We start from the raw sequence: 26141 nt of genomic DNA on the forward strand, positions 1-26141 counted from the left end.
ACAATAATCTCCATCCAGTAAGTGCACGAGGAACAAAATCCTCGCGATATCAGATTGAGATTAATATTTATTTTTAGCACTTTATTGGCTAACTTTAAGTGTAATAAGCGCACGGAAACTCGTTGTTAGGAGCAAAGAACACTTCATGCTGCAAAAAAGTCTGTCTAAGAAGCTGCTCACAAACGTCTTGTCGGTTTACTTTTTGCTCACCTTTGTCGTGACTTGTGGACAAGTGGTGGCCGAATATGTCAACACTAAGGACTATATTCGCAATGAGTTAACTATGCTGCAAAAAACTTTTAGTCGCAGCCTGACTCGCGCTATCTGGGAGCTCAATACCAAACAAACCGTCACCACCGCTGAGGGCTTGTTGGCCATACCTATGATCGAAGGGATCATAGTGCGTGATGATAGCGGCGAGATCATTTCTCAGTTGGGACGCTCGCTCAACATTCATGAGCTATACAGCCAGCAACTCGTGCAAGAAGAAGCACTCATTGAGGATACGCCGTCAGGTCTATTTGGCTACACCTTTCCGCTGATCTTCGAGTTTTCCGGCAGAGCTACGCAAGTAGGCGATGTAACGCTGTTTTCAAGCCGGGAAGTCGTGTTCAGCCGCATAATGATCTCCATTTATTTTCTGATTGGTAATGCGATGGTCAAAACCACCTTTTTGATTATCTTGTTCTTACTCGCTTTCAGAAAATTACTCACCGAACCTCTCACCGACCTGACCGAGCAGATTGACGATTTTGAAATCGACAATGTCGATGGTCACAAAATAGACATTGATACCACAGAACGCAACGAGCTCAAGGTGATGGAAGAAGCCTTCAACAAACTCATTGATCGCATCGCTGATTATCGAAAGAAACTCGATCATGCGCAAAAAGAGTTGTTGATAAGTAATGAAAAACTCGATCAGCACAACATTCAGTTAGAACAAGAGGTGGCACGCAAAACATCTAACCTGTCACAGGCTATGATGGATCTGCAGCAGCAAAAATATGAGCTGGAGAAGCAAAAGCTGACTCTGACAGAAGAGATCGATCTCAGACGCCAGACCGAAGAAGAGCTGTTGACCAAGCAAAAAGAACTGGAAAAGTATGTTGATGAACTCAACATGGCGCAGGAGCGTCTGGTTGGTTCAGAAAAAATGGCAGCATTAGGTGGTCTGGTAGCAGGGATCACCCACGACATCAATACCCCTGTCGGCATCGGCGTTACGGCAACCTCATTCCTGGAAGAGCGCCTGCAAAGGCTGGAAACTGCATATCGAGATAAGACGCTTTCACCCAAAGCGCTGGAAGAATTCATCAATGAAGCAAAACAAAGTACCAGCTTACTGACCACCAACCTCGACCGGGCGTCAGAGCTGGTCGCCAGCTTTAAACAAATTGCGGTTGATCAGGCCAGTGAAGCGGTACGCACCATTAACTTTAAACAGTACCTGGGCGAAGTCATCCGCTCTTTACACCCCAAACTCAAAAAAACCGCGCACATTGTCAACGTAGACTGCCCGGAAGAATTAACCCTGCACCTGCCCGCTGGGGCCATCAGCCAGATTTTCACTAATCTGATTATGAACTCCCTGATCCATGGCTTTGAAGGCGTTGCGCAAGGCACCATAGACATTGAGATCAGAGAAGAAAATAACGATGTCTTTATCGTTTACAAAGACAACGGTAAAGGCGTTAGCAAGGCACAGCTTGAAAAACTGTTTGACCCTTTCTTTACCACCAAGCGTGAACAAGGCGGCAGCGGACTAGGCACACACATTACTTTTAACCTGGTTAAGCAGACCCTGAATGGCGACATTGAAGTTAATTCAGAAGAAGGACAAGGGCTAACTTACTATATTAGGTTCCCTAAAGAACTACAGAAGAACGTGGCAATGTTCAGTTAATGAACACCCGTATCAACAGGGCGAAATATCTGCGCTGAGTCTTTGCCCGAGGGTATGTCGGTTTGCTATGATGCGGGTCGATTTTACTCTTCGGAACCTGTTCTATGTGGTTTAGCAATCTTATCTGTTACCGTTTTAAACAAGACGTCTCCTATGCTCAGGAAGACTTTGAAGCAGCACTGGAGCACGACGTTTTTCGTCCGTGCGGTAGCCAGGACATGAGCACCTTTGGCTGGGCCAAAGCCCTTGGGAAACATGGCCAGACACTGAGCCACTTTTCTCAGCACTGTATTCTGGTTTGTGCCAAGCGGGAAGAAAAAGTTCTGCCAGCCTCTGTAATCAATGAAATGGTTGCAGAAAAGATCGAGTCGATCGAGCAAGAAGAGAATCGCCCGGTCAAGAAAAAAGAAAAAGACGAAATTAAAGAAAATATCACTGCAACCTTGTTGCCTCAGGCGTTCAAAAAGTCCAGCCTGCAATTTGCTTTTATCGACCAGAAAAATGGCTGGTTAATCGTCAACAGCGCCAGCTTTAATAAAGCGGAAGAGCTGACCGCGTTACTGAGAAAATCCCTCGGCACCTTGCCTATCGTCCCGGCCTTTGCAAATTATGATTTGGATCTGTTCCTGACCGACTGGCTCACCAAATTCGAAGTCCCTGAAGGGTTTGCAATCGGCTCTGATGCCGAATTACAAGAAGCCGATGACAATGGTGCACAGGTTAAACTTAAACAGCATGACCTGGCCGGCGATGAGATCAAATTGCACCTGGAACATGGTAAGCGCGTAACGAAACTGGGTATGGACTGGCGTGAACGCGTGCAGTTTACCCTGCAAAATGATGGTTCAATCAAGCGCCTGAGTTTCAGCGACACACTGAAAGAGCAAAATGCCGACATCCCTAAAGAGGACATGGCGGTCAAGCTCGATGCAGACTTTATCCTGGTCTCTGAGGAAATCAAAGAGCTGCTAGAAGAGCTGTCACAAGGGCTCGGCGATCAGGACGACCTGTAGCGACTGGGGGGCGGGGCTAAACGCTCCGCCACTTCAACTTCATAATTACGAAAATGCCGCTTTAATGTCGTTCAGCATGTCCTGATAGGCATCATCATAAAACATATCCACTGAGCCCAGCACGCCCTTCTCTTCGTAGATATGCAGTGCCGCGGCCTTATCAGACACTTGCAATATGCCCTCAACAATGGCGCCAACACGGATAAAGTCCACGTAACAAACATGTCCGGGTTTATAGTTTGGATTAGCCCAACTTTCAGCGACTTCAACAAACTCTTCCGTGAACCCCCACTCACGCATAATTGCCCCCCCTATGCGACCACCCAGCTTTTGGATCGCATGCGCTAAAAAGCTCGGGTTGGCGAATACTTCGGGATGATTTTCAGCTTCAGTGAGGATGGGAAGTACCCCGATATTGAATACCAGTGACGCCAGCGTGATGGTGTCTTTATTGAGCGATGTATGCTTGTTAATGCGCAGATAAAAGTCCATCGTGGTGATCGCCTGACAGGCTACTTTCAGCGTCTTCTGCCAAGCTTTATCCATATATGTTTTGATCAGCTTATTTTGCGAGACAAACAGCTGCTCCATCGCCATTGCTGTGGCGACATTCTTGACCTGACGCAAACCTATCCGGGTAACGGCCTGATTAAGCGTGTTAACTTTTACAGTACGGCCCAGAAATGCACTGTTAGCCACTTTAATCATACGTGCCGCCAGTGCGGGATCATGAGAAATCACCTCGGACATTTGCATCAAATTAACTTCCGGGTCATCCGCAGCCTGCCGGACCCTTACAGCTATTTCAGGCAAGGTAGGTAGTACCAGGGTATCGTTGTTTATTTTATCAATCAGAATCGTCAACAAGGCATTTTCAGTAGACATATTGGTTCAATCCTCGAATTTATTGGCCTCAGGAGCGCAGCAACTGCCTGTGGCGCTGAGCAATGTGCTGTTCATGTTATTAGTATTGTCTAACTTAAAGAGTAAGTTAAGAAAAGTATAAAAATTATTCGTGATAGACAAAAAATTCCAACGCGCTGAGTAAAATAAAATATTCAGCGACTTTGTGCCTCAACAGCAGCAAGTTGCAGCCAATTCATGTAAGGTATAGCACCGAAATAATAATACGGATCCCTGCTGGCAACTATGTTCAGAGCGGCCCCTATGCAGTAAAGGTCCGACTAACACTCCAAATGAAGGAAAAATGATGAAACGCGCACTCGTATCCACGGCGGTCATGCTGGCCTGTGGCATGCTGCTCAGCGGCTGTTCTGAGCCACAGCAACCCAAGACTGAAAGTCAGGCACAACAGAGCACAACAGACAGCGGCTATCAGCTACAAGACCTGTCGCCAGAGCGACTGGATATCTATACCCAAGTCACCCTGAATAGCGACCTGTCACACCTCAGTGACAACCAGAAAAAAATGCTGGGGTTATTGATAGACGCGTCTAAAATCATGGATGAGCTGTTTTGGAAGCAAGCATTTGGCATGAACAAATCGGAGTTTCTGGCCAATATTCAGGACGCGAAGGTACGCCAGTTCGCTGACATTAACTATGGTCCCTGGGACCGCCTGAATGGTGACAAAGTATTCCTCAGTGGCTTTAATGCTAGAGCCCCCGGCGCCGAGTTCTACCCTGGGGATATCAGTAAAGCCGAACTTAATCAGGCGGATGTGAAAGACAAAGCGGGCTTGTACTCTTTAATAAAGCGCGATGCGCAAGGCCAGCTGTATAGTCTCCCCTACTCAGAAGCCTATCAGAATGAATTAAACACGGCAGCTCAGCTATTGCGTGATGCCAGCAAACTGGCGGTGGATAAACAATTTTCTAAGTACTTAAATTTACGTGCAGACGCGCTGGTTAATAACAGTTACCAAACCTCTGACTTCGCCTGGATGGATATGAAAAATAACCCCATAGACGTGGTGATTGGTCCCATCGAAACCTACGAAGATCAGCTCTTTGGTTACCGTACTGCGTTCGAATCTTATGTCCTGGTTAAAGACATGGCCTGGAGTGAACGTCTGGCAAAGTTTGCCGCTTTCCTACCTGAACTGCAGCAGGGATTACCAGTAGATGAAAAGTACAAGCAGGAAGTGCCTGGTTCAGATGCTGACCTCAATGCGTACGATGTCATTTACTATGCCGGCCACTCTAACGCCGGGAGTAAAACCATTGCCATTAACCTGCCAAACGATGAAGAAGTTCAGCTCCAAAAGGGCACGCGTCGCCTGCAGTTGAAAAATGCGATGCAGGCCAAGTTCGACAAAATCCTAGTGCCCATTGCTGAGCAGTTGATTGTCCCTGCACAACGTAAACATATTACCTTTGATGCCTTTTTTGCCAACACCATGTTCCACGAAGTGGCGCATGGCCTGGGGATTAAAAACACCATTACAGGCAAAGGCACGGTGCGTCAGTCACTGCAAGAGCATGCCAGCGCCCTGGAAGAAGGCAAAGCCGATATACTTGGTCTGTATATGGTTGAGCAACTGCTGAAAAAAGGCGAGATCACAGAAGGCACGCTGGAAGACTATTATGTCACCTTTATGGCCGGAATTTTCCGCTCTGTGCGCTTCGGCGCATCCAGTGCCCATGGTAAAGCCAACATGATCCGGTTTAATTTCTTCAAACAGGAAGGCGCATTTTCAAAAAATGCGGATGGCCTTTATGCTGTAGATATGGCGAAAATGGGGGCAGCCATGGAAAAGCTGTCTAACCTGATCCTGACCCTGCAAGGCGATGGTGACTACCAAAAAGTCGATCAATTACTGGCCACCCATGGCGATATCAAAGCTGAGCTTCAGGCCGACCTGGACAAACTGGCGGCAGCCAATATTCCGGTTGATGTGACCTTTAAACAAGGCAAAGCCGTATTGGGCTTGTAATACCCCAATACACAATCAGATAGATAAACAGGCGCTCAGATATCCAGCGCCTGTTTTATTTCGGCTATTTGCTTAGCACTGTATGGGATTGGCGGCAGTTGTCCCCACACAGGCTTTGGCCAGGCTGCATCATGCTCAAAACGCGCAATATGATGAACGTGCAGCTGGGGTACCATGTTTCCAAGAGCAGCCACATTTAATTTATGTGGATTGAAAACAGCTTTAATTAAGTGACTTAACTGAGCAGACTCCTGCCAAAACAGCTGTTGCTGCTCTGCACTGAGATCAATGATCTCACGCATGCCTGATACACGTGGCACCAGTATAAACCAGGGATACTGACTGTCATTCAGTAATAGCAGTTTACACAATGGCCAGTCGGCCAGTTCAATACAATCACGCACCAGTTCCGGCGCCAGTTGAAATGTGTTCATTGGTCTTTTCAAGTTCATTATTGATGGGCTCACTGTAACTAACTTACCACATAAAATCGACCCGATAGGGACGCTTTTGTCTGCCATCACACCCATCGGATTTGTTTGCCATCACGATTTACAGTCTTTAACATCGGGTTCTCAATCCAACATTACACAATTATAAAGGTGACTCTGTGCGTAATTTGCTATCTCATGCCGCGCTTGCCACCGGTTTGCTGGCCACCAGCCAGTTTACTGTGGCCCAGCCGCTGACGCTGGAACGTATTTTCGATGACCCCTCTTTGGCAGGTAAGGCCCCTGTTAACCTTAAGTTTTCGCCCGATGGTACTCGGGTAACCTACCTGCAGGGCAAAGTCGACGACTACAACCGCTACGATCTGTGGGAATACAATATTAAAGCCGATACAAACCGTCTGCTGGTCGATTCCCAGGCCTTATTCTCTGGCCCTGAAACCTTATCAGACGAAGAAAAGGCGCGCCGTGAAAGGCAACGTATCTTTGGTCGCGGGATCCTAGAATACAAATGGTCTAAAGATGGTAAAGCACTGCTCTTTCCACTCAATGGTGACCTTTACTATTATGAGCTCAGCTCAGGTAAAAGCCGCAAGCTGACCGATACCGAAGCCTTTGAAACCGATGCTCGTTTCTCGCCTAAAGGCAACTACGTGTCCTTTGTACGAGAACAAGACCTGTATGCTCTGGAGCTGGCAACCGGCAAAGAGATCCGCCTGAGTAAAGACGGTGGTGGCGTGATTAAAAATGGCATGGCAGAGTTCGTTGCACAGGAAGAAATGAGCCGTATGACTGGCTACTGGTGGGCCGGAGATGAAAGCAAAATTGCCTTTACCCGCATCGATGAAAGTCCGGTACAAGAAGCCATCCGTAACGAAATTTATGCCGATGAAGTCAAACTGTTTAATCAACGCTACCCGTTTACCGGCACAGACAATGTCCGCATTGATCTGGGCGTGGTCACCCTGAATGATCAAAAAGTAAACTGGATTGACCTGGGTAAAGAGAAAGACATCTACATTGCCCGAGCGAAATGGCTGGAAGACGACACCACCTTGTCATATCAGTGGCAAAACCGCTCTCAGCAAAAGCTGGAATTGAGATTCTACAACGCCGACAGCAAACAACAACGCGTCGCTCTGACAGAAACCAGCGACACCTGGATCAACCTGCATTTTGACCTGCATTTTTTAAAAGACAAAAAGCACTTTATCTGGGCCTCAGAGCGCGATGGCTATAAGCACCTGTATTTGTACCGCACCAGCGGCCAACTGGTTCGTCAGCTGACTCAGGGTGACTGGATTGTCGAAAAGCTTCAGGGCGTGGATGAGAAAAAGGGCCTGATCTACTTCTCTGGCCGCAAAGATACCCCACTGGAAAGCCACCTGTATGCGGTCCCATTGTTCAAAAAAGGCAACATTGAGCGGATCACAGAAGCCGGTACCTACCACAAAGTGGTGATGGCGGAAGACAACCGCACTTTTATCGACAGCAAATCGTCCGTAAATCAACCCACATCGGTTTCATTGCGAAAAGCCAATGGCGAATTCATTACCTGGCTGGAACAAAATAAGCTCGATGATCAACATCCGCTGACACCTTTCCTGAATGATTTGTCGACACCTGAATATGGCACCCTGAAAGCGACAGATGGGCAATTGATGCACTACCGTTTGTTTAAGCCTAAGCAGCTTAAAAAAGGCAAGAAATACCCTGTGATCGTCAATGTTTATGGTGGTCCGCATGCTCAGCGTGTTACTAATAGCTGGCGCAGTAAAAACCTTTATTTCCAGTTTATGGTGCAGCAAGGTTACATCGTCTTCCAACTGGACAACCGTGGTTCCTACAACCGAGGCAAACGCTTTGAAGACCCAATTTACAAGCACTTAGGAGAAGTGGAAGTCGCCGATCAGGTTCGCGGAGTGGAATTCTTACGCACACTGAATTATGTCGACCCGTCACGCATCGGCATTTATGGCCACAGCTACGGCGGTTATATGGCACTGATGACCATGTTCAAAGCAGGTGACTACTTTACCGCAGGCGTGTCTGGTGCGCCAGTAACAGACTGGGCACTGTATGACACACATTACACTGAACGTTACCTCGGACATCCACAAACTAATGCGAAAGGCTACGAGCAAAGCGCAGTATTTCCCTACACCGACGGTCTGAAAGGCCCGCTGATGATCTATCACGGCATGGCGGACGACAACGTGTTGTTTACCCATGCGACGAAGCTGTTCAAACAGTTACAGGATGAAGCAAAGCCTTTTGAAATGATGACCTATCCGGGCTCTAAGCACAGCCTGCGTGGTAAGAAGGTGCAGACGCACCTGCATCAGACCATCACCAACTTCTTTAATCGTCACTTTGACGTGAAGTAACACTCAGACACGGGCCATCGCTGGCCCGTGTCGCCTATACGCATAAACGCTCCCTGCTACTATTCGACAAATAGCTAATTGCCTTACGCTTTCCTCAGTAAATATATTATTCATTTGATTTAGAACAAGTTTTACCCCTGAAGTTATTGCAAAATACGCAATCATAGCTAATTCAGTGCACAATCTTGTGCTTTAAAAAGGAGTAAGTGCTATGGCTTTTTTAAGACAGTTCACCATATTTGGCCGCCTCGCTATGCTGGTGGGCTTCGTCGTCCTTGGCCTGAGCGCACTGGGCATAATGAATTTGCAGCAGCAATATCAGGCGCTAAGTGAACAGCAATATGAAAAAACCAAGAACCTGGTTGAAACAGCCCATAGCCTGATCGCCCACTTTCATCAGGCACAGCTCAACGGTACACTCAGCGAAAGTCAGGCCAAAAACGCCGCTCTGAGCGCGTTGAAAGACCTCAGATACGATGAAAACAATTACTTTTGGGTCAATGATCATTACCCTCGCATGGTGATGCACCCATTTAAGCCCCAACTCAATGGCCAGTCACTGCGCGATAGTAAAGACCCTGACGGGGTTGCGCTGTTTCAGGAAATGGTGGCCGTTGTTAACAGTCAGGGGGATGGCTTTGTGCCTTACAAATGGCCCAAACCCGGCAAATCTGCGCCCGTCGACAAGATTTCTTATGTAAAAGCCTTTGATCCGTGGCAGTGGATCTTAGGCTCCGGGGTGTATCTTGATAATATCGACGAGCAATTTGCTCAGCTGCGCAATCAGATGCTGTTTAATATCGTCGCACTGCTCATTGTGCTGATAATTCTGAGCTTTATCATCAGCAATAGCGTGTTGCAACCGATGCGTGCAGCTGCCGACATGATGCAAGACATTTCCCAGGGTGAGGGCGACCTGACACAGCAACTTGATGAGCATGGCCGTGATGAGATCTCACGCCTGTCTCGTTTTTTTAATGCCTATACAAGTAAAATGCGCCGCTCGATTACCTCAGTCGCGGGCAATGCCGCAGAAGTTGAGGCGCTGGCCGATCGCGTAGATGACACGGGTGAGGTAAACCTGGAATACATTGAGCGTCAGAATGACAGCAGTCGCCAGGTCGCAACAGCCGTTGAGCAAATGAGTGCCCAGATCAAAGAGATTAGCCAGCATGCTGAGGCTGCAGAGCAGGCTGCCGGAGATGCAATGCGCACCAGTGAAACCGGAAAAACCACCATCAGTGCCACCATCAGTGCCATAGGTACGCTGTCAGACACCATAGAAGAGGTCAGTGTGGTGACGCAGGCACTGGCAGAAGAGAGCCAGCATATTGGCTCAGTGCTGGACGTGATCCGGGGTATTTCGGAGCAGACCAACCTACTCGCACTGAATGCCGCCATAGAAGCTGCCCGAGCCGGAGAGCAGGGTCGCGGGTTTGCAGTCGTGGCAGACGAAGTACGCACACTGGCAAGTCGTACCGGACAGAGTACCGATGAGATCCAGACCATGATTGAAAAGTTACAAAAAGGCGCTCAGGCCGCTGTTGATGCCGTGCAAAACAGTCAACGTCTTTCTGCCAACACGGTGAGTCAGGTCCATGAGGCTGAGCAGGCATTGAGTGAAATTGAGCGTCTGATCACGGTCATTCTGGAAATGAACGGCCTGATCGCGCGTGCGACGGATGAACAAAGCAGTGCGGCTGCCGATGTGAATGTGCGTATTAGCGACCTGTCAGACGCAACCCATCATTCACTCGACACTACCCAAACCTTGTCTCAGGCCAGCAAAGAGCTCAAACAGGCAAGCCATCAGCTTGCCCAGATTGTGGAAGGTTTTAAAGTTTAACGACAGTAACGCACAAACAAACTGCTGACGGTGGCAGCGGTTGGCTTACCATGTTGCCAGTCACCCCCTTCAACACCACTGCCCGCGATGTCCATATGGACATAAGGCAGTGGTAAGTCTGACTCACAGCCGTGCTTGTCCAGTCCACCAACAATGGCCAGGAAGGCCATTGGGAACTGATGACCACGCGCAGTAACAGCCGACGGAGCATTGTTGCTCGACAAAACGTCATCCGCCAGAGTACGTGGCTGCACGAAATCGTAATCTTCACGGCGGCTGCGCGATACCTCAGCACAGTCAGCCCACAGATCGCCGATATCAGCAAGCTGACGAGATACCTTTTGTGCACGCGCCGGGCCGTTTTCAACATAAGCACTGTAAGGTCCCATCGCTCGGGCAGCGTGTCCGGTTAGCGTAGCTACCGTAAACAGCTCAGGATTCACTTCCCCAGTGGCCATATCTTTAAGCTCACTCAACAAATCTCCCATTGCCAGACGGCCTTCCGCATCCGTGTTGCCAATGCGCACTTTCACGCCTTCACGCGTGGTGATTATCTCATCCGGAACGAAGCAATCAGAGCCAATCGAGTTACGCACCACAGCCAGGTACGCGATCACTTTTACGCCTTTAGGCTGGAAGTCTGCAACGGACTTCATAAAGCCGGCGACTGAGGCTGCGCCACCTTTGTCACGGCTCATGCCCGCCATAAACCCGCCTACTTTCAGATCGGCACCACCTGTATCATAAACCAGGCCCTTACCCACAAACATCAACGTTCGCTCAATGTCCCCTTGCGGCGTGTAGACTAGCTTAACAACACGCGGGTGGTGACGCTCCACCGCATAAGATGCGCGCGCAACGGTGCCCAGCATAGGGTAGTCTTTATCAATGGTGACCGGGTCTGACACGACTTCAACACTGACACATGTGTCCTTAAACAGCTCAACACAGTAATCTGCAAACTTAGGGGGTGCCATGCGCTCAGGCTCCGTACCACACAAGTCACGGGCAGCATACTGACCCGCAGCCATGGCGTTTAGCTGACGACATTGCTCTTCAGAGGCCCCCAACAGTGCAATAGATTCAACAGGTTCAATCACTGGTCCACGATATTCACGGGCTTCCAGAGGTTGCCATAGCGCCTGACACGCCCCTAGGTACGCCACTTCAAGGGCATTCTGATAACGCGCATCGCCAGGTACCCCAGCCACCATCAATACAGGCTTAACCGCACCGGCTGCTTTGGCTTCCAACACAGCGGCTTTACCCGCTTCAAAAAAGCGTCGCACGTCATCATAGTCTCGGTTAAGTGGGCCTGTTGGTGACACGATCAGGCGCTTGCCCGGTACACCTTCAGCCAGCAGTAAGCTGGCTTTGCTATGTAATCGTGCGTCAACCGCAAGATAAGGGGCGGCCGCACTGTTTAATGCCGCAACAGAAAGATCTGACACATCGGAAGTGACGACGATAACAGCATCGGCGCCCTGAACTTGCCAGTCACTGACCGGCAGAGCGAGAGGAAAAGACATATAATCAGCCCTTGGTTATTAAAATGCTGGGCTGATTATCGGTTATTTGCCCGCAAGAGCCAATACCATCGGGGTAATTGCCGGAACATAACATAATGCGCGCCAGCGTATGACACACTGACACGCACTGTTGAGCCGCAAAGTAATCGTTAATCCGACTGCGATATTGCGCTGCTGTCTTTTTGTAATTTGAGCTTACTGACCACAGACCAGGCTTCCAACATCACCAATACACTGACAACCAGGACCACAATGTCCAGCCCCACCAGCAACCAGTTACCCTGCTCATAGTACTCACCCAACTTGATCAGCCCGGCAAAAAAGGCCATCAGAATCACAAACATCATCGGGATCAGCGTGAATTTTGCCGGACGACCCAGCTTCATCAGATACACAGAGATCACCAGTAAGGTCAGGCTGGCAAGAATTTGGTTGGTCGAACCAAACAAAGGCCAGATGATCATACCGCCGCTGCCCGACGCACCACCCGCACCAAACGCCAGCAGTAAACAGCAGCCCACGGCAACCAGGGTCGCAAGCACACCGTTTTTCAGGGCATTGAGTTGATAGATTTCACCCCACTCCTGAATAATATAGCGCTGCAAACGCACGCCAGAATCCATGGTGGTACCGGCAAACAGCACCACCATGACCGCAAGCAGAGTTGATGCGATCTCCACCGATAGTCCCCAACCATTGCTGATCAGATTTGCCCCGCCCTGGATAAAAGCGCCGACACTGCCCGCGCCGAGGTGACTGTAAATTTCGTGCCATTCTTCAGGTGACACTGCCAGCATAACGCCGCTCACGGCCACCAGCGTGATCAATGCCAGTGAGCCCTCGCCCACGGCGCCCAGATAACCGACAAAGCGGCCATCGGTTTCTTTATCCAGCTGTTTCGAACTGGTACCAGAGGACACAATGCCATGGAAGCCAGAAACGGCACCACACGCGATGGTGACAAATAATAAAGGAATGATGCTTGGCGTATCTATTGCAGTTTGCGTATTAAAGGCAGGTGCCGTGATATCCGGCATCACCACAAATACCGCGCCATACAGCAATACCAGCCCTACCAGCAGCTGCATGCCATTAATGAAATCGCGCGGTTGTAGCAACATCCAGACCGGTAATAAAGACGCCACGGCCGCGTAGACAAACAGAATAATAATCCAATTGGCTTTATCGGCCAGCCCGAACAACTCGCTGGGCAGCGCCAGTGGCATACCCGAGCCTATGTAAATGCTGGCATAAAGAATAGCGACGCCAATCACACATAAGGGCACCAGTGGCACCTGACGTTTAAGTAACTGGCCAATCACCAGCGCTACTAAAATGGCGGCCCAGGCAGGGAACACAGCACTGGGGTTAGCCACAAAGGAATTGGCAATAACGACCCCAAATACGGCATTTACCATCAACAGTACCAGGAAAACCACAATCATAAACAATGAACGCGTGCGTGTACCTATAACAGTTTCTGACAGCGCTCCCATCGACTTGCCTTTGTGACGCGCACTGGCCCACAATGCGCCCATATCATGCACACCCGCAAAAAAGATGGTACCAAACACCACCCATAAAACCGCAGGGACCCAACCCCAGTAAACGGCAATGGCTGGGCCAACGATAGGCGCGGCCCCTGCTACGGATGTAAAATGATGCCCCCAGAGCACCACTTTGTTAGTCGGTACATAGTCTACTCCGTCATTTAACTCATGCGCCGGTGTGACGAACTTATCGTCCATTTTAAATATTTTTTCGGCGATGAATTTTGAATAGACAAACCAGCCAAACAGCATACCAAGTATGCCAAACAGCACGATCATGATTGACTGCATTGTATTCTCCCTGTTGTTGTCCTGTTGTTGTTTTTGATGTCCGCTAAATGACAGTTTGTTATTGCCCAGTGCAATCAACCAGTTCGGCTATATTGCAGTGCGCGACAAAGCCAGCGACTCAAACAGTATCTGGTCGTCAGGTGATCCGCTTTATGCTTTCGAGATTGTATTGCGCAAAATAACGTCTGACTTTAGCCGGATAGGCTATACCCTAGCACACCGCCGTGTGATCACAGAGCCTTGTCATTGTTATCTTTTAGTCGAAGGTCTGGACATCAAACAGGCCCAACTGTGCCTGGCCGGACGCCACTTCACCTAACCCCAGCTGTATCCCTATCAGCCTGACCGGTTTACTGCCAAAGCGCTCGACTGCCTGCTCAAGCAAAGTGAACAACACACCTTCATCAATCTCATGATACTGACACTCTTTGGTGGTTTGCGAAAAATCATAAAACTTTACTTTAACCCCCAACTTATTAAAGGTCCGCGTGCCGCGATAGGGTTCAGCACGCCGCTGCAATTCAGGCAGCAGACGCTGGCGAAGTACGTCTTTAAGTGCATCCAGATCTTGTATGTCTTTTTCAAACGTGGTTTCAACACCGACCGATTTGCGAATGCGCTCAGTTTCTACCTTGCGCTCATCAATGCCCTGACAACGCCGCCAAAGTACATCGCCGAATTTACCAAACCGCTCTGTCATCTGAGTTCTGCTGCTGGCCTTAACATCACGGCCATATTGCAATCCCATTGCCAGCAGTTTTTCATGTGTCACCTTACCTACGCCGGGGATTTTTTTCAGCGGCAAAGTATCTATAAACACATCCACATCATCAGGGGTAATCACATACTGACCATTCGGTTTATTTTCGTCGCTGGCAATTTTGGCCAGGAATTTAATGGGCGCAATGCCGGCAGAGGCCGTTAGGCCCGTTTCTTGATAGATATCGCTGCGGATCTGCTGCGCAATTAACGTTGCGCTACCCTGACACAAAGTGCACTCAGTAACGTCCAGATAAGCTTCATCTAAGGAGAGTGGTTCTATCAGTTCAGTGTAACGAGAAAAAATCGTGCGGATCTGCGCAGACACCGCTTTGTAAACCGCCATCCTGCCAGGCACAATCACCAGCTCAGGGCACAGCTGCTTAGCTTTGTAGTTAGACATGGCAGAGCGCACGCCATACTGGCGCGCGATGTAGTTGGCCGTTGATAACACGCCACGGTGGCTATTCCCGCCAATCGCAATCGGTACATTGGCCAGCGCTGGGTTATCGCGCATCTCTACGGCAGCATAAAAGCAGTCCATATCAACATGGATAAACTTACGCATGAACTTAAAAACTGGTTATTTATACAGTCATTATGGGCAAAGAAATTCAGTATGGCAATATGATTGTGTGTTTTTTGTCATCGCGTCTCACCTGTATTTTATTGCCAAATACTCTAAACTGGTCAGACAATGGCTGCGTATCAGAGCATAACTAAACCGATCCGCCAGACCTATTTAACACAAGGAGCATTTATGAAGTACAGCCACCTGGGTCATTCCAATTTAGAGGTATCACGTGTCTGTCTGGGCAGCATGACATGGGGCGTGCAAAATAATCAGCATGACGCCGATGAGCAAATCAATTATGCGCTTGCACAGGGTGTTAACTTTATCGACACTGCTGAAATGTATGCCGTTCCTCCCTCACCTGAAACCTATGGTAAGACCGAGGAAATTATCGGAGACTGGTTACGTCGCCACCCCGAAAAGCGCCAGGATATGGTTATCGCCACTAAAATAGCCGGCTCTGGGCTTGCCTGGATCCGTGGGGGTACCCCCATCACGGCCGAAGCCATTGTCGCCGCTGTCGATGCCTCCCTTAAGCGACTACATACCGATTACATTGATGTATACCAGCTACACTGGCCAAATAGGACTTCCCCTCATTTCTCTAAACACTGGCCCGGCATGATCACTTTCAGTGATGTATCAACGGAGCAGCACAAAACAGAGATGTTAGAGATACTGGGTGCACTCAAACAGTGTATGGACGCAGGTAAAATTCGTCACTGGGGGTTGTCTAATGACACGCCCTGGGGCATTAACACCTATTTGCAACTGGCGCATCAACACCAATTGCCAAGACCGGTATCAATTCAAAATGAGTTCAACCTGTTACATGCCAAAGACTGGCCTTACATCATAGAAAACTGTATTCATGAAGACATCGCCTATCTGCCCTGGTCACCGCTTGCCGGAGGCGCTTTGTCAGGCAAGTATCTGGGAGGTGCCAGGCCAGAAGGATCGCGCTGGACCTTAATCCAACGCAACGGCTTATTCCGGGACACTCAGTTTGCACAAGAAGCCACGGCGGCCTATGTCGAGATTGCCAAAGAGCACAACATCACCGCGTCTCAGCTCGCACTGGCCTGGTGCGACCAGGTTGATGGCGTAACGTCTACCATCATAGGCGCAACGACGATGTCGCAATTAAAGGAAAATATCAAAGCCTTTGATTTGACTCTGCCACCAGAGGCATTAGCCGAAATTGATACGGTGCTAAAAGCGTATCCATTGCCCTATTAACAAATACGCGCCCGACGGGGTCCCGCTCGGGCGCTGCTGTCTGAATCAAAATATGGTAGACTCAGCACTTTTTCGGGACTCTGCCATGCGCGTTCTTAATCCAGCCCCTGCCGTGCCTTTACCTGGCACCAGTTTCACCCGACCTGCGACACGGGCGATTATCACCCGTCAATCGCAAATTTTATTACTCTACACCCAGCGATATGATGATTACACCTTGCCCGGTGGTGGGGTTGACGAAGGGGAGTCTCTCACAGACGCGCTGGTACGCGAGGTAAAAGAAGAAACCGGTGCCCGCTCTGTCACCAATATCGCGCCCTTTGGTATGTATGAAGAATATCAGCACTGGTACAAACCCGATTATGACAATGTACACATAGTTTCGCACTGCTATCAGTGTGACATTTGCGGGGAGTTTGATGAGCCAGAAATGGAACATTATGAAGTTAGTAATGGTATGCAACCACAGTGGGTGGAGATCACCGAAGCCATTGCCCACAATGAAGCCGTACTGGCAAACAGCGATAAACAAGGGCAATCTCTGCTCAGGGAAACTCGCTTGCTCAAGCTCATTGCCAAAGAATTAATGCAACTGAACTTTTAGCCATTAGCCTGGGTCATACGTGTGTTTTGGATAAAGAAACAAAATTAGAAAATCAAAACACTAAGGAAAAGTGATGCGTTCATGGCTCAGTGCAATTGTCATTTCCGTTGCCTGTCACTCAATATTACTATGGCTGCTCGCTCAACAAACGGTTGTGGCACCTGTCCGCGCGCCGCAACCAAGCATTAAAACCTACCTGGTCGTCGCACCGCCTGAACGCACGCCAGACCCAACGGCTACGGAGCAACCATCACAGCCACTCACTGAGCCCGCGCAATCATCTGAGCAGCAGATCGGCCCGGCTCAGCCTTTACCTGAAAAAAAGCAGGTCGAATCAAATACCGCATCAAGCAATACTGGTCCCACGACTCACACTGATTCTCAGCCACAGGTTCAACAAACCAAAGTACATACAATTAAGCCCCATAAACGTATCGATCCAGCTCTGGGCCTGTCACGTCTGCGCCAGCAAATGCTAAATCAACCTGTGATACGTCAGACACCACGCAATAACACCCAGCCAAAACGCCTCGGCGTACCCAAGTCACATCAAACCTTGAACCAACCTATGCGACAAATTGAATCGAAAAACCACATTTTTACGGAATATCGGGAAGGAGACCGGTGCTACAAAGAGGTTCAGGGTGACCCAAACAACCCACCACCTGAAGGGTTTGCTAAAAACTGGCTCACCGCAAGCAGCACCTGCGACAAAACAGCTATCACGGATGCTTATGATGCCGCTATGAACAAATGGCTGAAGAAAAAACGCTGACGACAATGGCTAAGTAATATGTATTTACTCCACACCGTGTGCCAACAAATTGTACTGAGATCAAAACAACCCCGGCTTTGACTCGCAACCTGCCGCTAAAGCGATTAGTATTTAGCTGTTAGCCCGCCCTTAGTCCGGCAAGTCAAGGAGTTAGTATGAGTATAAAGCGGATCAACCAGTTTTTTAGTCCCCGTTCGGTGGCTGTTATTGGTGCCTCTAGTAATCCAGGCCGAGCCGGTAACGTGGTGATGCGCAATCTGCTGCACGGCGGGTTTAAAGGCCCCATTATGCCCGTTACACCAAAATACGCTGCCGTTCAGGGGGTATTGGCTTACCCAACCATTGCCGATCTCCCTCAGGTACCCGATCTGGCCGTTATCTGTACCAACAAAGCGACGCTGATACAGATTTTAACCGAACTATCTGAGCGGGGATGCAAAAATGCCATAATTGTGGCAGCAGGGCTCGACAACGAGCAAAAACAACGTTTGCAGGCACTTGCCAGAGACAAGCAAATCACACTGCTGGGCTCTAATAGCCTGGGTATGCTGCTCCCCCACCTTGGGTTAAATGCCAGTTTTTCTCATACCACCGCCGACGCGGGCAAGCTGGCCTTTATCTCTCAATCTGCCGCGGTCTGCTCAACCATACTAGATTGGGCCAAAAGCAAACGCATCGGGTTTTCCTATTTTATTTCTCTGGGCGACAGCCTGGATATCGACTTTGACGAATTACTGGATCTATTCGGTCGGGATGCCAAAACGAAAGCGATTTTGCTGTATATTGACAATATCAAAGATGTACGTCGTTTTATCTCCGCAGCAAGAGCTGCCGCATTTAGTAAACCCGTCATTGCTATCAAAACCGGCCGTACTCAAGCGGGTGCTGAGGCCGCGGTGATCCATACAGGCGGGTCAACTTCAGACGATGCGGTGTACGATGCCATGTTTCAGCGCGCAGGTATGCTCAGGGTCACCGATCTGCGGGAACTATTTGCAGCCACACAAACACTGGCTCTGCACCCAAAACTATTACAGGTTGAACATCTCACCATACTCACCAATGGCGGCGGCCCTGGTATAATGGCCGTGGATACCTTATTACAGCGCAGCGGTAAACTCGCCGAACTGAGTGACAAAACCATTGCGGCGCTCAATGCCGTGATCCCGCAGTCAAATCACACTGCAAATCCGGTTGATATTTTCGGCGATTCAGCGCCCCATCGCTATCAGCAGGCACTAGAGATTTTACTCAAAGCGGAGGAAGTGAAGAACTTACTCATCATTCATACGCCATCCGCCCTGGCCCCCAGTGAAGCGTATGCCCAGATCATTGCACAAACCCTGAGTACGTTACCTAAAATGGCTCGCCCCTTTGTGATGACCAACTTTATGGGCGAGGAAGCTGCCTGGGAGGCCCGCAATGTCTGTGTCGAGCACAGCATTCCAACGTATCGCACACCCGAAGGCGCCGTCGGGGCGTTTATGCATCTGATCAGCTACCGGCGTAACCAAAAGCACCTGACACAAACCCCGGAGTCCATCAGTCAGGATGAACTGATCCACAACCACAGCGCCAAAGCGCAGATTGACAGCTACCTTGATCAGTCACTCACTCAGCTCTCGACCCATCAGGCCAGCCAGATCCTCTGCCACTACGGCATGGAATGCATAGAGACAGACATAGCACTGACTCCCAGTGAGGCCAAAGAGCAGGCACAAATACTCGGCTTTCCTGTCGCGCTCAAACTGCTCAGTCCGTCTATACCGTCAAAATCTGAGGTCGGCGGCGTGGTGCTCAACCTCAATGATGGCGATGAAGTAGAACAAAGTGCCTTCGCTATACTCCTGCGTATCAAGCAAGCCTACCCGGATGCCATTATTGAAGGTTTCTCTTTGCAAAAAATGGCCCCCAGGGCTGGCAGCCAGGAATTACGCATTGCGGTCAAAACTGAGCCCGATGTAGGGCCCGTTATATTGCTCGGTGAGGCTGGCACCGGATATGACTTCAATCAGGCGGCCGTTGCCCTGCCCCCGCTAAACATGAATCTGGCTAAATACCTGATAGCAGCGGCGTATGATAAGGGCGTCCTGAAAGAGCGCCTGTTACCGGAGAAAGTAGATAAGTATCGTCTGTGCGCGTTGCTCACCCGCGTCTCCCAGTTAGTGGTGGATCAACCTGATATTCAGGCTGTGGAACTGAATCCCATTTTAGCGACCGATGGACACTTTTTGATCCTCGATGCCAATATGGCTTTGCAGCGCTACGAACCGCTCCCCGGGCGCAAGCGATTAGCCATCAAACCCTATCCAAAAGAATGGGAGCGATCGGTTACCCTGAAAAATGGCACCCAGGCACAGCTAAGGCCAATCCGCCCCGAGGACGAACGTAACCATCAGGAGTTTGACCAGTCCCTGAGTAAAGAAGACAGATACCGACGTTTTTTCGGTGAGCTGCCACAGTTTACCCATGATCAATTGGCTAAAATGACACAAATTGATTATGACCGTGAGATGGCATTTATCATTACCGAGCCCTATAAAAGTGCGCAACGGACACTGGGGGTTTCACGGGTGCTGATGGACCCGGACAATTTACTCGCCGAATTTGCTGTGGTCGTGCGTTCAGATTGCCAGGGGCTGGGCCTGGGTAAACTACTGATGGAGGCAGCCATCAACTACTGTAAACGTCAGTGTGTCGGGTCTATTGAAGGGATCACCTTACCAGAAAACACCGGTATGATTGGGCTGGCGAAAAAACTGGGGTTCACGGTGACCCGAGATTTTGAAGAAGGCACTGTGGTAATGAGAATGCCACTCACAGCACAGTCATGAAATACAACCCCAAATAGCAAGGTTAACAAGATAACTATGGATCTGACACTCAGACAAAAAACCGCCGGGCTACTGGAAGCCAGCGGGCGATTCAGAAAAGCCGGGCATGCCATAGATGTGTTTCTGATCTCGCTCATCATTATCAACGTCATTGCCATAGTACTGGAGTCTGTGCCAGCGCTTGCTGCGCGTTATCACAGGCTGTTCTTTTTCATCGAAGTCACGTCAGTGGCGATTTTCACCATTGAATACCTGCTCAGGCTATGGTGCTGCGTTGATAAACTGGCATTTAAACATACGCCAGGCAACAACACGAAAAAGCGTATGCGTTATGTGTTCTCACCACTGGCCATTATCGATTTACTGGCCATTCTCCCCACGATACTCATGGTGTTCTTCACCTTTGACCTGCGTTTTTTACGCGTATTCCGTTTGCTGCGTATTTTCAAACTGACCCGCTACTCTCGCGCAATGCAGCTATTATTAGCGGCATTCAGAGAAGAGAGCAGTTCATTACTGGCAGCTTTCTTTATTATGTCACTGGTGTTGATTGTGGCGTCGTGTGGCATCTACCTCATTGAACATGACGTGCAGCCCGATAAGTTTGGCTCAATTCCGGCCGCCATGTGGTGGGCAATGGCTACACTCACCACGGTGGGATATGGTGATGTGGTGCCCATCACGCCTTTGGGACGATTTTTTGGCGGGGTGATCACCTTACTGAGTATGGGTATGGTCGCTATCCCCACGGGTCTGCTGGCGTCCAGCTTTGCCGATCAACTGAGAAAACGCCGCGATGCCTTCAACGAAGCCGTGCTGCACTCGCTGAGCGATGGGGTCGTCGACGAGCAGGAAAAAGAACACCTCGAAGCCCTCAGAATTGAACTGGGACTCAGTGCAACGGAAGCCAATCAGGCCATTAAAATGATGACCAGCCAGCGCGTACACAACCACTACTGCCGCCATTGTGGCGGCAAGCTATAGCACGACAAAGGCCTGCTTCACGCAGGCCTGTCACTAGCTGGCACGTGCAAACACCTGATGCCAGTTACGCCTTAATAGTGCGCCGGCTTCGCTCGCAGGTAAGGCTTTACTGAACAGATAGCCCTGGAAGCGCTCACATCCCAGCATTCTCAGAAAAGACAGCTGCTCCATTTGCTCTACGCCTTCCGCAACACAATACTTACCCAGACTGTGTGCCAGCGATAAGGTGGAGTGGATGATCACTTCGTGCTCCTTGTCGCAACCTATGTCGCTGACAAAGCTGCGATCAATTTTGAGCGCATCGACTGGATATTGTTTGAGGTAGGTCAGTGAAGAGTACCCCGTCCCAAAGTCATCCATATAAAGTCGGCAGCCCAGCGCCCTGAGTTCATGCATACGCACGATTGCCTGTTCCGCATCTGCCATCATCACTGATTCGGTGATTTCGAATACCAGATAGCGACCGTCTATACCATTACGTGCCAGAATATCGGTGATCCGGGTCAGTAACTCTTCGTACTGAAAATCCAACGCCGATAGATTAACCGAAATATACAGATCGGGATGGGTTGTGTGCCACTCTTTCAAATCGACCAGCGCCCTTTCCAGGGTTTGCAACATGACCCGGGTAATGATCCCTGTCTGCTCTGCGGTATGGGCGAGTTCCTCGATGTTATAACTGGGCGTTTGTGGCCAGCGCAGTAAGACTTCAAAGCCTTCTACCGACATATGCGTTGCATTGATGATGGGCTGATAATGATTACGAAACGCTTCTTCCTGATAAGCTTTTAACAGCGCCTGTTCGATAGCCAGAGCACGCTGAACCTGCTCATTGATCTCACTGTGATAGAATTGATAATCCGTGATCAGAGACTGTCTGGCATGGTTGAGTGCCGTCTCTGCGGCCTGATTGAGGTCAAAGGCATCACTGGCATCATCAGGGAACATTGCGATCCCCAATTTCGCTTTCACATGCACCTGTTGCTGCTCAATCTCAAACCCTTTTTCAAATCGCTCAAGCAGGCAATGAATATATCGCATTACCTGTTCCACGCCTGTCAGCTGCTCCATAAGAATATAGAAGTCTCGCTCATTACCGATGGCCAGGCTGTCGACTTCCCGAAAACAACACTGCAAGTTGGTTGCGAGTTTTTGCGTAACAAGCGCCAGGAAGTCGTTGCCATAGGTATCCGCGAATCTTTGCAAACGGCTGAACTTAATCGCAATAATCGCCAGAGGCTGACGTGATAAATGCGCCTGCTCTATCGCATGCTGCACGCGGTCCATGAACAGTACTTTGTTTGGCAGCTTGGTCAACGCATCATAGTTGGCCAGTTGATAGAGCTCTTTCTCCGTACGCTTTTGCTTGGTGATGTCGGTCAGTACTAAAATATAATGCTTATCTTCCGTTGCACTGATTTTTAGCAGTACCTGACGCTTTTCACCGCTGGGCAGTCGCAAAGTTTCCTCGGCAACATATAAGTCATCGACTTTTAATTTACTGATTGCACGCAGATACTTCATTCTGACGTCTCGCTCCAGACCCAAAGTGACACTGGTACTGGATGAGGGCGCGGCACTGACAGAGAAGGCACTTTGCAATGCTTTGTTGCAAGCCAGAATGCGCAAATGCTTGTCAAAGATCATGACCCAGTCACGGGTTTGCTCAAACGCCGCACCAAACAGGGTTGCCCGCTCTTCGAAAACGCGCTCCCGGGTCAGGTTAGTATAGGTCCCGGCAACCTGCACTGGCACGCCATCCTGCCACGCCATCACTTTGCCGTAGTCCTTGTACCAACGCCATTGGCCATTGATGTGACGCAGACGATAAGTGCAGTCAATAAAACCTTTTTCGGTTGAGACAAACTCCAGCCATTCAATCCGAAACAGAGCGCGATCTTGTGGGTGGATCAACTCCAGGTATTCGTCTAACACCAGGCTCTCGTTACTGTAACCCAGGTCGCTCACGAGCCTTGGCTGATACACAAACTGACTTCCCGATTGCCAATCCCAGACGCCCGAGTTACTGCCCTCCAGGGCCATCTTCAGACGCGTTTCGCTATTTTGTGTTTCACGGTGGGCAGCCAGGATCATACCCGCCACTTTGTTTTTCCGGTGCACCCAAAAAGCGAATAAAGCGGCAGCCAGCAGGACATAGCAAAACAGTGCCCAGGGCGCACGCCAGATTGGGTAATGCACCACAATCTCTAATTGAGCAGGAGGGGTATAATCCCCCGTCAGTGGGTCCTTCGCCCAGACTTTGAGGCGATAATTGCCAGGGCTTAATTTGGGAAAAACCACCCGGTTGCTGTTACGGCTCAGAATGCGCTGCTCACCCGAGAGCTGATATTCATAAACAATCCGCTCTTGTAGCGTAAACGCCATTGCCGAAAACGACACTTCCAGCCCAATATCATCATGGTTCAGCTCGATGTAAGAAAATGACTTGAGCCCGGCTGGTAAAAGATCCCGAGACATCAGATCAACATCGGTTATGTTCACACGATTTAGTAAGGATTTAGCAGGACGATGCGATTTGGGGTCGAATAGCGTAAAGCCCTGCAACGAACCATAACCAATTCGGCCATCCGACAGCTTGACTGACGCTCCGCCATTAAACTCATTACTCATCAGGCCGTCGGCCGTGGTAAAGCCCTGAAGATGAAAATTATCCGGGTCCAGCCGCCAGATCCCCTGATGAGACGACATCCAGATCATGCCGACATCATCCTGCACCATTTCATACAAGATATTATTAGTGACAGTATGCTGCTCATTGGGCATAGGCAACAACTCGTAACCGTCTGCGGTAAGACGTACCAGGCCATGTCTGGCAAACGATAGCCACAGTACATTATGTTTATCTATGGTATAGCTCAGTAAATCGACCGCACTTTGCTTATGTGCTTTGGGCACCTGGTATATCTCAACCAGCTGGTGCGCCTGCGTATCATACCGGAACAACCGACCCTCGCTGTAAAAAACAGGGTCCTGAGGGTGTGTACTCAAAGGCTTATAAAAACCATAGCTCAGGAAAGGGTCAAATCGGTCGAATTCTTCGCCCAATTTCGAGAGCGTGCCAGTATTAATGTCAAACACATAAAAGCCGGTTTTTTCATCGACCAGATAGAGCTGACCATCCCCTACAATCAAGGCACCTTTGACAAATCCAGACAGGACGGCAGTGGCAGTGTCGTCCTGTGCCTCGGGCCTGTAAATTTGCTCAGATTCGGGCTCGAAAATAAACAGTCCACGGTTACTGCTCAGCCATAGCTTGTCCTGATAGTTAAGTAAACCAAAGATAGTAAACTCGGGATAAAAGCCATCGCCCAAAAAGCCTGCTAAATACTGTTCGGAAGTTCGGGTTTGTGGGTCGTAACGGGTCAGCCCATCTCGTGTCCCTACCCAGATAAAGCCATCGTACTCGACCAGGCCCCATACTGTGCCTTTAGAAAAGCGCCCTTGTACAGTTCCCGGGTGAACATTATCAAACCCCTGCGACTCTGCCGGTAAGTAAAATGCCCCGTCTTTTTTGGTCGCGATCCAAATACCACCAAAATCATCACGAATGAAGTAAATCACGCTGCTGTCCGAAACCGCATAATGACTACTGGCCAGCCTTGTATCGCGATGGACTGCTCCAGTGGCGATGTCATAGTGCATCAGACCATGATCTGTTCCCAATAACAGCTGCGTGCCATTACGCTCAATTTGCCAAATATTAAGCTCTTCAATCAAAGTTTGGTACGGCACGTCGGCCTCAAAATCACGGCGTAATGCACTGATATCCAATTGATACATGCCAATTACGGCCCCTAAGATCAAGGTGTCGTCATCGAGCAGATGCATTGATTTGGTATTGGTCTGAAAAGGGTGCGTGATCTGTTCACGGTGAGTAATGGCGCGCAGCTGCTCAGTATCCGTGTTATACACAAACAAGCGTTCAGCCGATGCTATGAACAATAAGTTGTCGTGTTTAAGCAGGCCTCGCACTGCCATTTGACGATCTTCGACAGGCAACATTATCTCCTGAGTGATGTTCCCTGTACGCGTATCCATCACAGCGACATTTTGTGCTCTGCCCAGCCACAGCTCATGCTTACTCTTACTGAGCATTTGAAACACGCTATTTTTGAAGTAATCTTCTTCAGATTCTGGCGCTGACGTATAACGACGATAGCTGTCTTTCTCGGGGTCATAACTAAACAAGCCTGCACGCCCCGACGCTATCCAGATGATGCCACTTTCGTCCTGATAAATGCGGTCGATCTGCATTTTGTTCAGGTCCTGATTTGGCCCCCCGACCTCTAGCACCTGATACCCGTCATAGCGATTCAGGCCGCCTTCGGTTGCCAGCCAAAGGTATCCATTGTCATCGACCAACAAAGTGTTCACATAGCTTTGTGACAAACCCTCTGCCGGAGATAATCGGGATACCTGCGCCAAAGAGAGGGAGGTAAACACAACTAGGATAAAGCTGAGGATTATTCGCAACATAGTCGATT

At 49.5% G+C, this 26141-nt stretch carries 17 protein-coding genes; 11 read left to right on the forward strand and 6 right to left on the reverse strand.

Annotated elements, in window-relative coordinates:
- Nucleotides 1-145: 145 nt before the first annotated feature.
- Both AT705_RS07430 and rdgC read left to right on the forward strand, forming a co-directional pair.
- Entirely contained in the window at nucleotides 146-1906 is a 1761-nt protein-coding gene (locus AT705_RS07430) for a sensor histidine kinase (protein ID WP_058796103.1), read from the forward strand.
- A 104-nt stretch (nucleotides 1907-2010) separates the two neighbouring features.
- On the forward strand, nucleotides 2011-2919 hold the full coding sequence (rdgC, locus tag AT705_RS07435) for a recombination-associated protein RdgC (protein ID WP_058796104.1): 909 nt from the start codon (nucleotides 2011-2013) through the stop codon (nucleotides 2917-2919).
- A 45-nt stretch (nucleotides 2920-2964) separates the two neighbouring features.
- Here rdgC and AT705_RS07440 read toward each other — a convergent pair whose 3' ends face one another.
- A complete protein-coding gene (locus AT705_RS07440; protein ID WP_058796105.1) occupies nucleotides 2965-3804 on the reverse strand; it encodes an HDOD domain-containing protein in 840 nt (279 codons plus the stop codon).
- Nucleotides 3805-4129: 325 nt separating this feature from the next.
- Between AT705_RS07440 and AT705_RS07445 the strand changes: the two genes are divergently transcribed.
- Nucleotides 4130-5815 (forward strand): dipeptidyl-peptidase 3 family protein, encoded by a 1686-nt coding sequence (locus AT705_RS07445; RefSeq protein ID WP_058796106.1) that lies wholly within the window; start codon nucleotides 4130-4132, stop codon nucleotides 5813-5815.
- 35 nt (nucleotides 5816-5850) lie between these two features.
- Here the strand turns inward: AT705_RS07445 and AT705_RS07450 are convergent, their stop codons facing one another.
- Complete coding sequence (locus AT705_RS07450; RefSeq protein WP_058797926.1) at nucleotides 5851-6249, reverse strand: HIT domain-containing protein; 399 nt, start codon at nucleotides 6247-6249, stop codon at nucleotides 5851-5853.
- 185 nt (nucleotides 6250-6434) lie between these two features.
- Between AT705_RS07450 and AT705_RS07455 the strand changes: the two genes are divergently transcribed.
- Nucleotides 6435-8651, forward strand: coding sequence for a S9 family peptidase (locus AT705_RS07455; RefSeq protein WP_058797927.1), 2217 nt, complete (start codon nucleotides 6435-6437; stop codon nucleotides 8649-8651).
- A gap of 211 nt (nucleotides 8652-8862) precedes the next feature.
- Entirely contained in the window at nucleotides 8863-10497 is a 1635-nt protein-coding gene (locus AT705_RS07460; RefSeq protein WP_058796107.1) for a methyl-accepting chemotaxis protein, read from the forward strand.
- Here the strand turns inward: AT705_RS07460 and AT705_RS07465 are convergent.
- From AT705_RS07465 to dinB, 3 genes are all read right to left on the reverse strand, one after another.
- Nucleotides 10494-12026, reverse strand: a complete 1533-nt coding sequence (locus AT705_RS07465; protein ID WP_058796108.1) for a M17 family metallopeptidase — start codon at nucleotides 12024-12026, stop codon at nucleotides 10494-10496. The two genes, AT705_RS07460 and AT705_RS07465, sit on opposite strands and share 4 nt — an antisense overlap.
- A 149-nt stretch (nucleotides 12027-12175) precedes the next feature.
- Nucleotides 12176-13867, reverse strand: a complete 1692-nt coding sequence (locus AT705_RS07470) for a carbon starvation CstA family protein (RefSeq protein ID WP_058797928.1) — start codon at nucleotides 13865-13867, stop codon at nucleotides 12176-12178.
- A gap of 256 nt (nucleotides 13868-14123) precedes the next feature.
- Nucleotides 14124-15194, reverse strand: coding sequence for a DNA polymerase IV (gene dinB / locus AT705_RS07475; protein ID WP_058796109.1), 1071 nt, complete (start codon nucleotides 15192-15194; stop codon nucleotides 14124-14126).
- Here dinB and AT705_RS25215 point away from each other — a divergent pair.
- The 6 genes from AT705_RS25215 to AT705_RS07500 all read left to right on the forward strand — a co-directional run bounded on the left by AT705_RS25215 (nucleotide 15193) and on the right by AT705_RS07500 (nucleotide 21636).
- The gene (locus tag AT705_RS25215) at nucleotides 15193-15345 is read left to right on the forward strand and encodes a hypothetical protein (RefSeq protein ID WP_157576700.1); all 153 of its coding nucleotides are present in this window, start codon (nucleotides 15193-15195) and stop codon (nucleotides 15343-15345) included. The genes dinB and AT705_RS25215 overlap by 2 nt on opposite strands.
- Nucleotides 15346-15386: 41 nt before the next feature.
- Nucleotides 15387-16439 carry an aldo/keto reductase gene (locus AT705_RS07480; protein ID WP_058796110.1) on the forward strand — a complete coding sequence of 351 codons (1053 nt, stop codon included), beginning with the start codon at nucleotides 15387-15389 and terminating at the stop codon, nucleotides 16437-16439.
- A gap of 85 nt (nucleotides 16440-16524) precedes the next feature.
- Complete coding sequence (locus tag AT705_RS07485) at nucleotides 16525-17043, forward strand: NUDIX hydrolase (protein WP_058796111.1); 519 nt, start codon at nucleotides 16525-16527, stop codon at nucleotides 17041-17043.
- Between the two features lie 73 nt (nucleotides 17044-17116).
- A complete protein-coding gene (locus tag AT705_RS07490) occupies nucleotides 17117-17818 on the forward strand; it encodes a hypothetical protein (protein ID WP_058796112.1) in 702 nt (233 codons plus the stop codon).
- A 155-nt stretch (nucleotides 17819-17973) separates the two neighbouring features.
- The gene (locus AT705_RS07495) at nucleotides 17974-20652 is read left to right on the forward strand and encodes a bifunctional acetate--CoA ligase family protein/GNAT family N-acetyltransferase (RefSeq protein WP_058796113.1); all 2679 of its coding nucleotides are present in this window, start codon (nucleotides 17974-17976) and stop codon (nucleotides 20650-20652) included.
- 36 nt (nucleotides 20653-20688) lie between these two features.
- Nucleotides 20689-21636: an ion transporter gene (locus AT705_RS07500; RefSeq protein ID WP_058796114.1), complete on the forward strand. Its 948-nt coding sequence runs from the start codon at nucleotides 20689-20691 to the stop codon at nucleotides 21634-21636.
- Between the two features lie 33 nt (nucleotides 21637-21669).
- On the opposite strand, the gene AT705_RS07505 is transcribed toward AT705_RS07500, so the two are convergent.
- Complete coding sequence (locus AT705_RS07505) at nucleotides 21670-26133, reverse strand: EAL domain-containing protein (protein WP_058796115.1); 4464 nt, start codon at nucleotides 26131-26133, stop codon at nucleotides 21670-21672.
- Nucleotides 26134-26141: the final 8 nt, after the last annotated feature.

The sequence above is a fragment of the Pseudoalteromonas rubra genome (genome assembly GCF_001482385.1).
GTDB lineage: Bacteria > Pseudomonadota > Gammaproteobacteria > Enterobacterales > Alteromonadaceae > Pseudoalteromonas > Pseudoalteromonas ardens.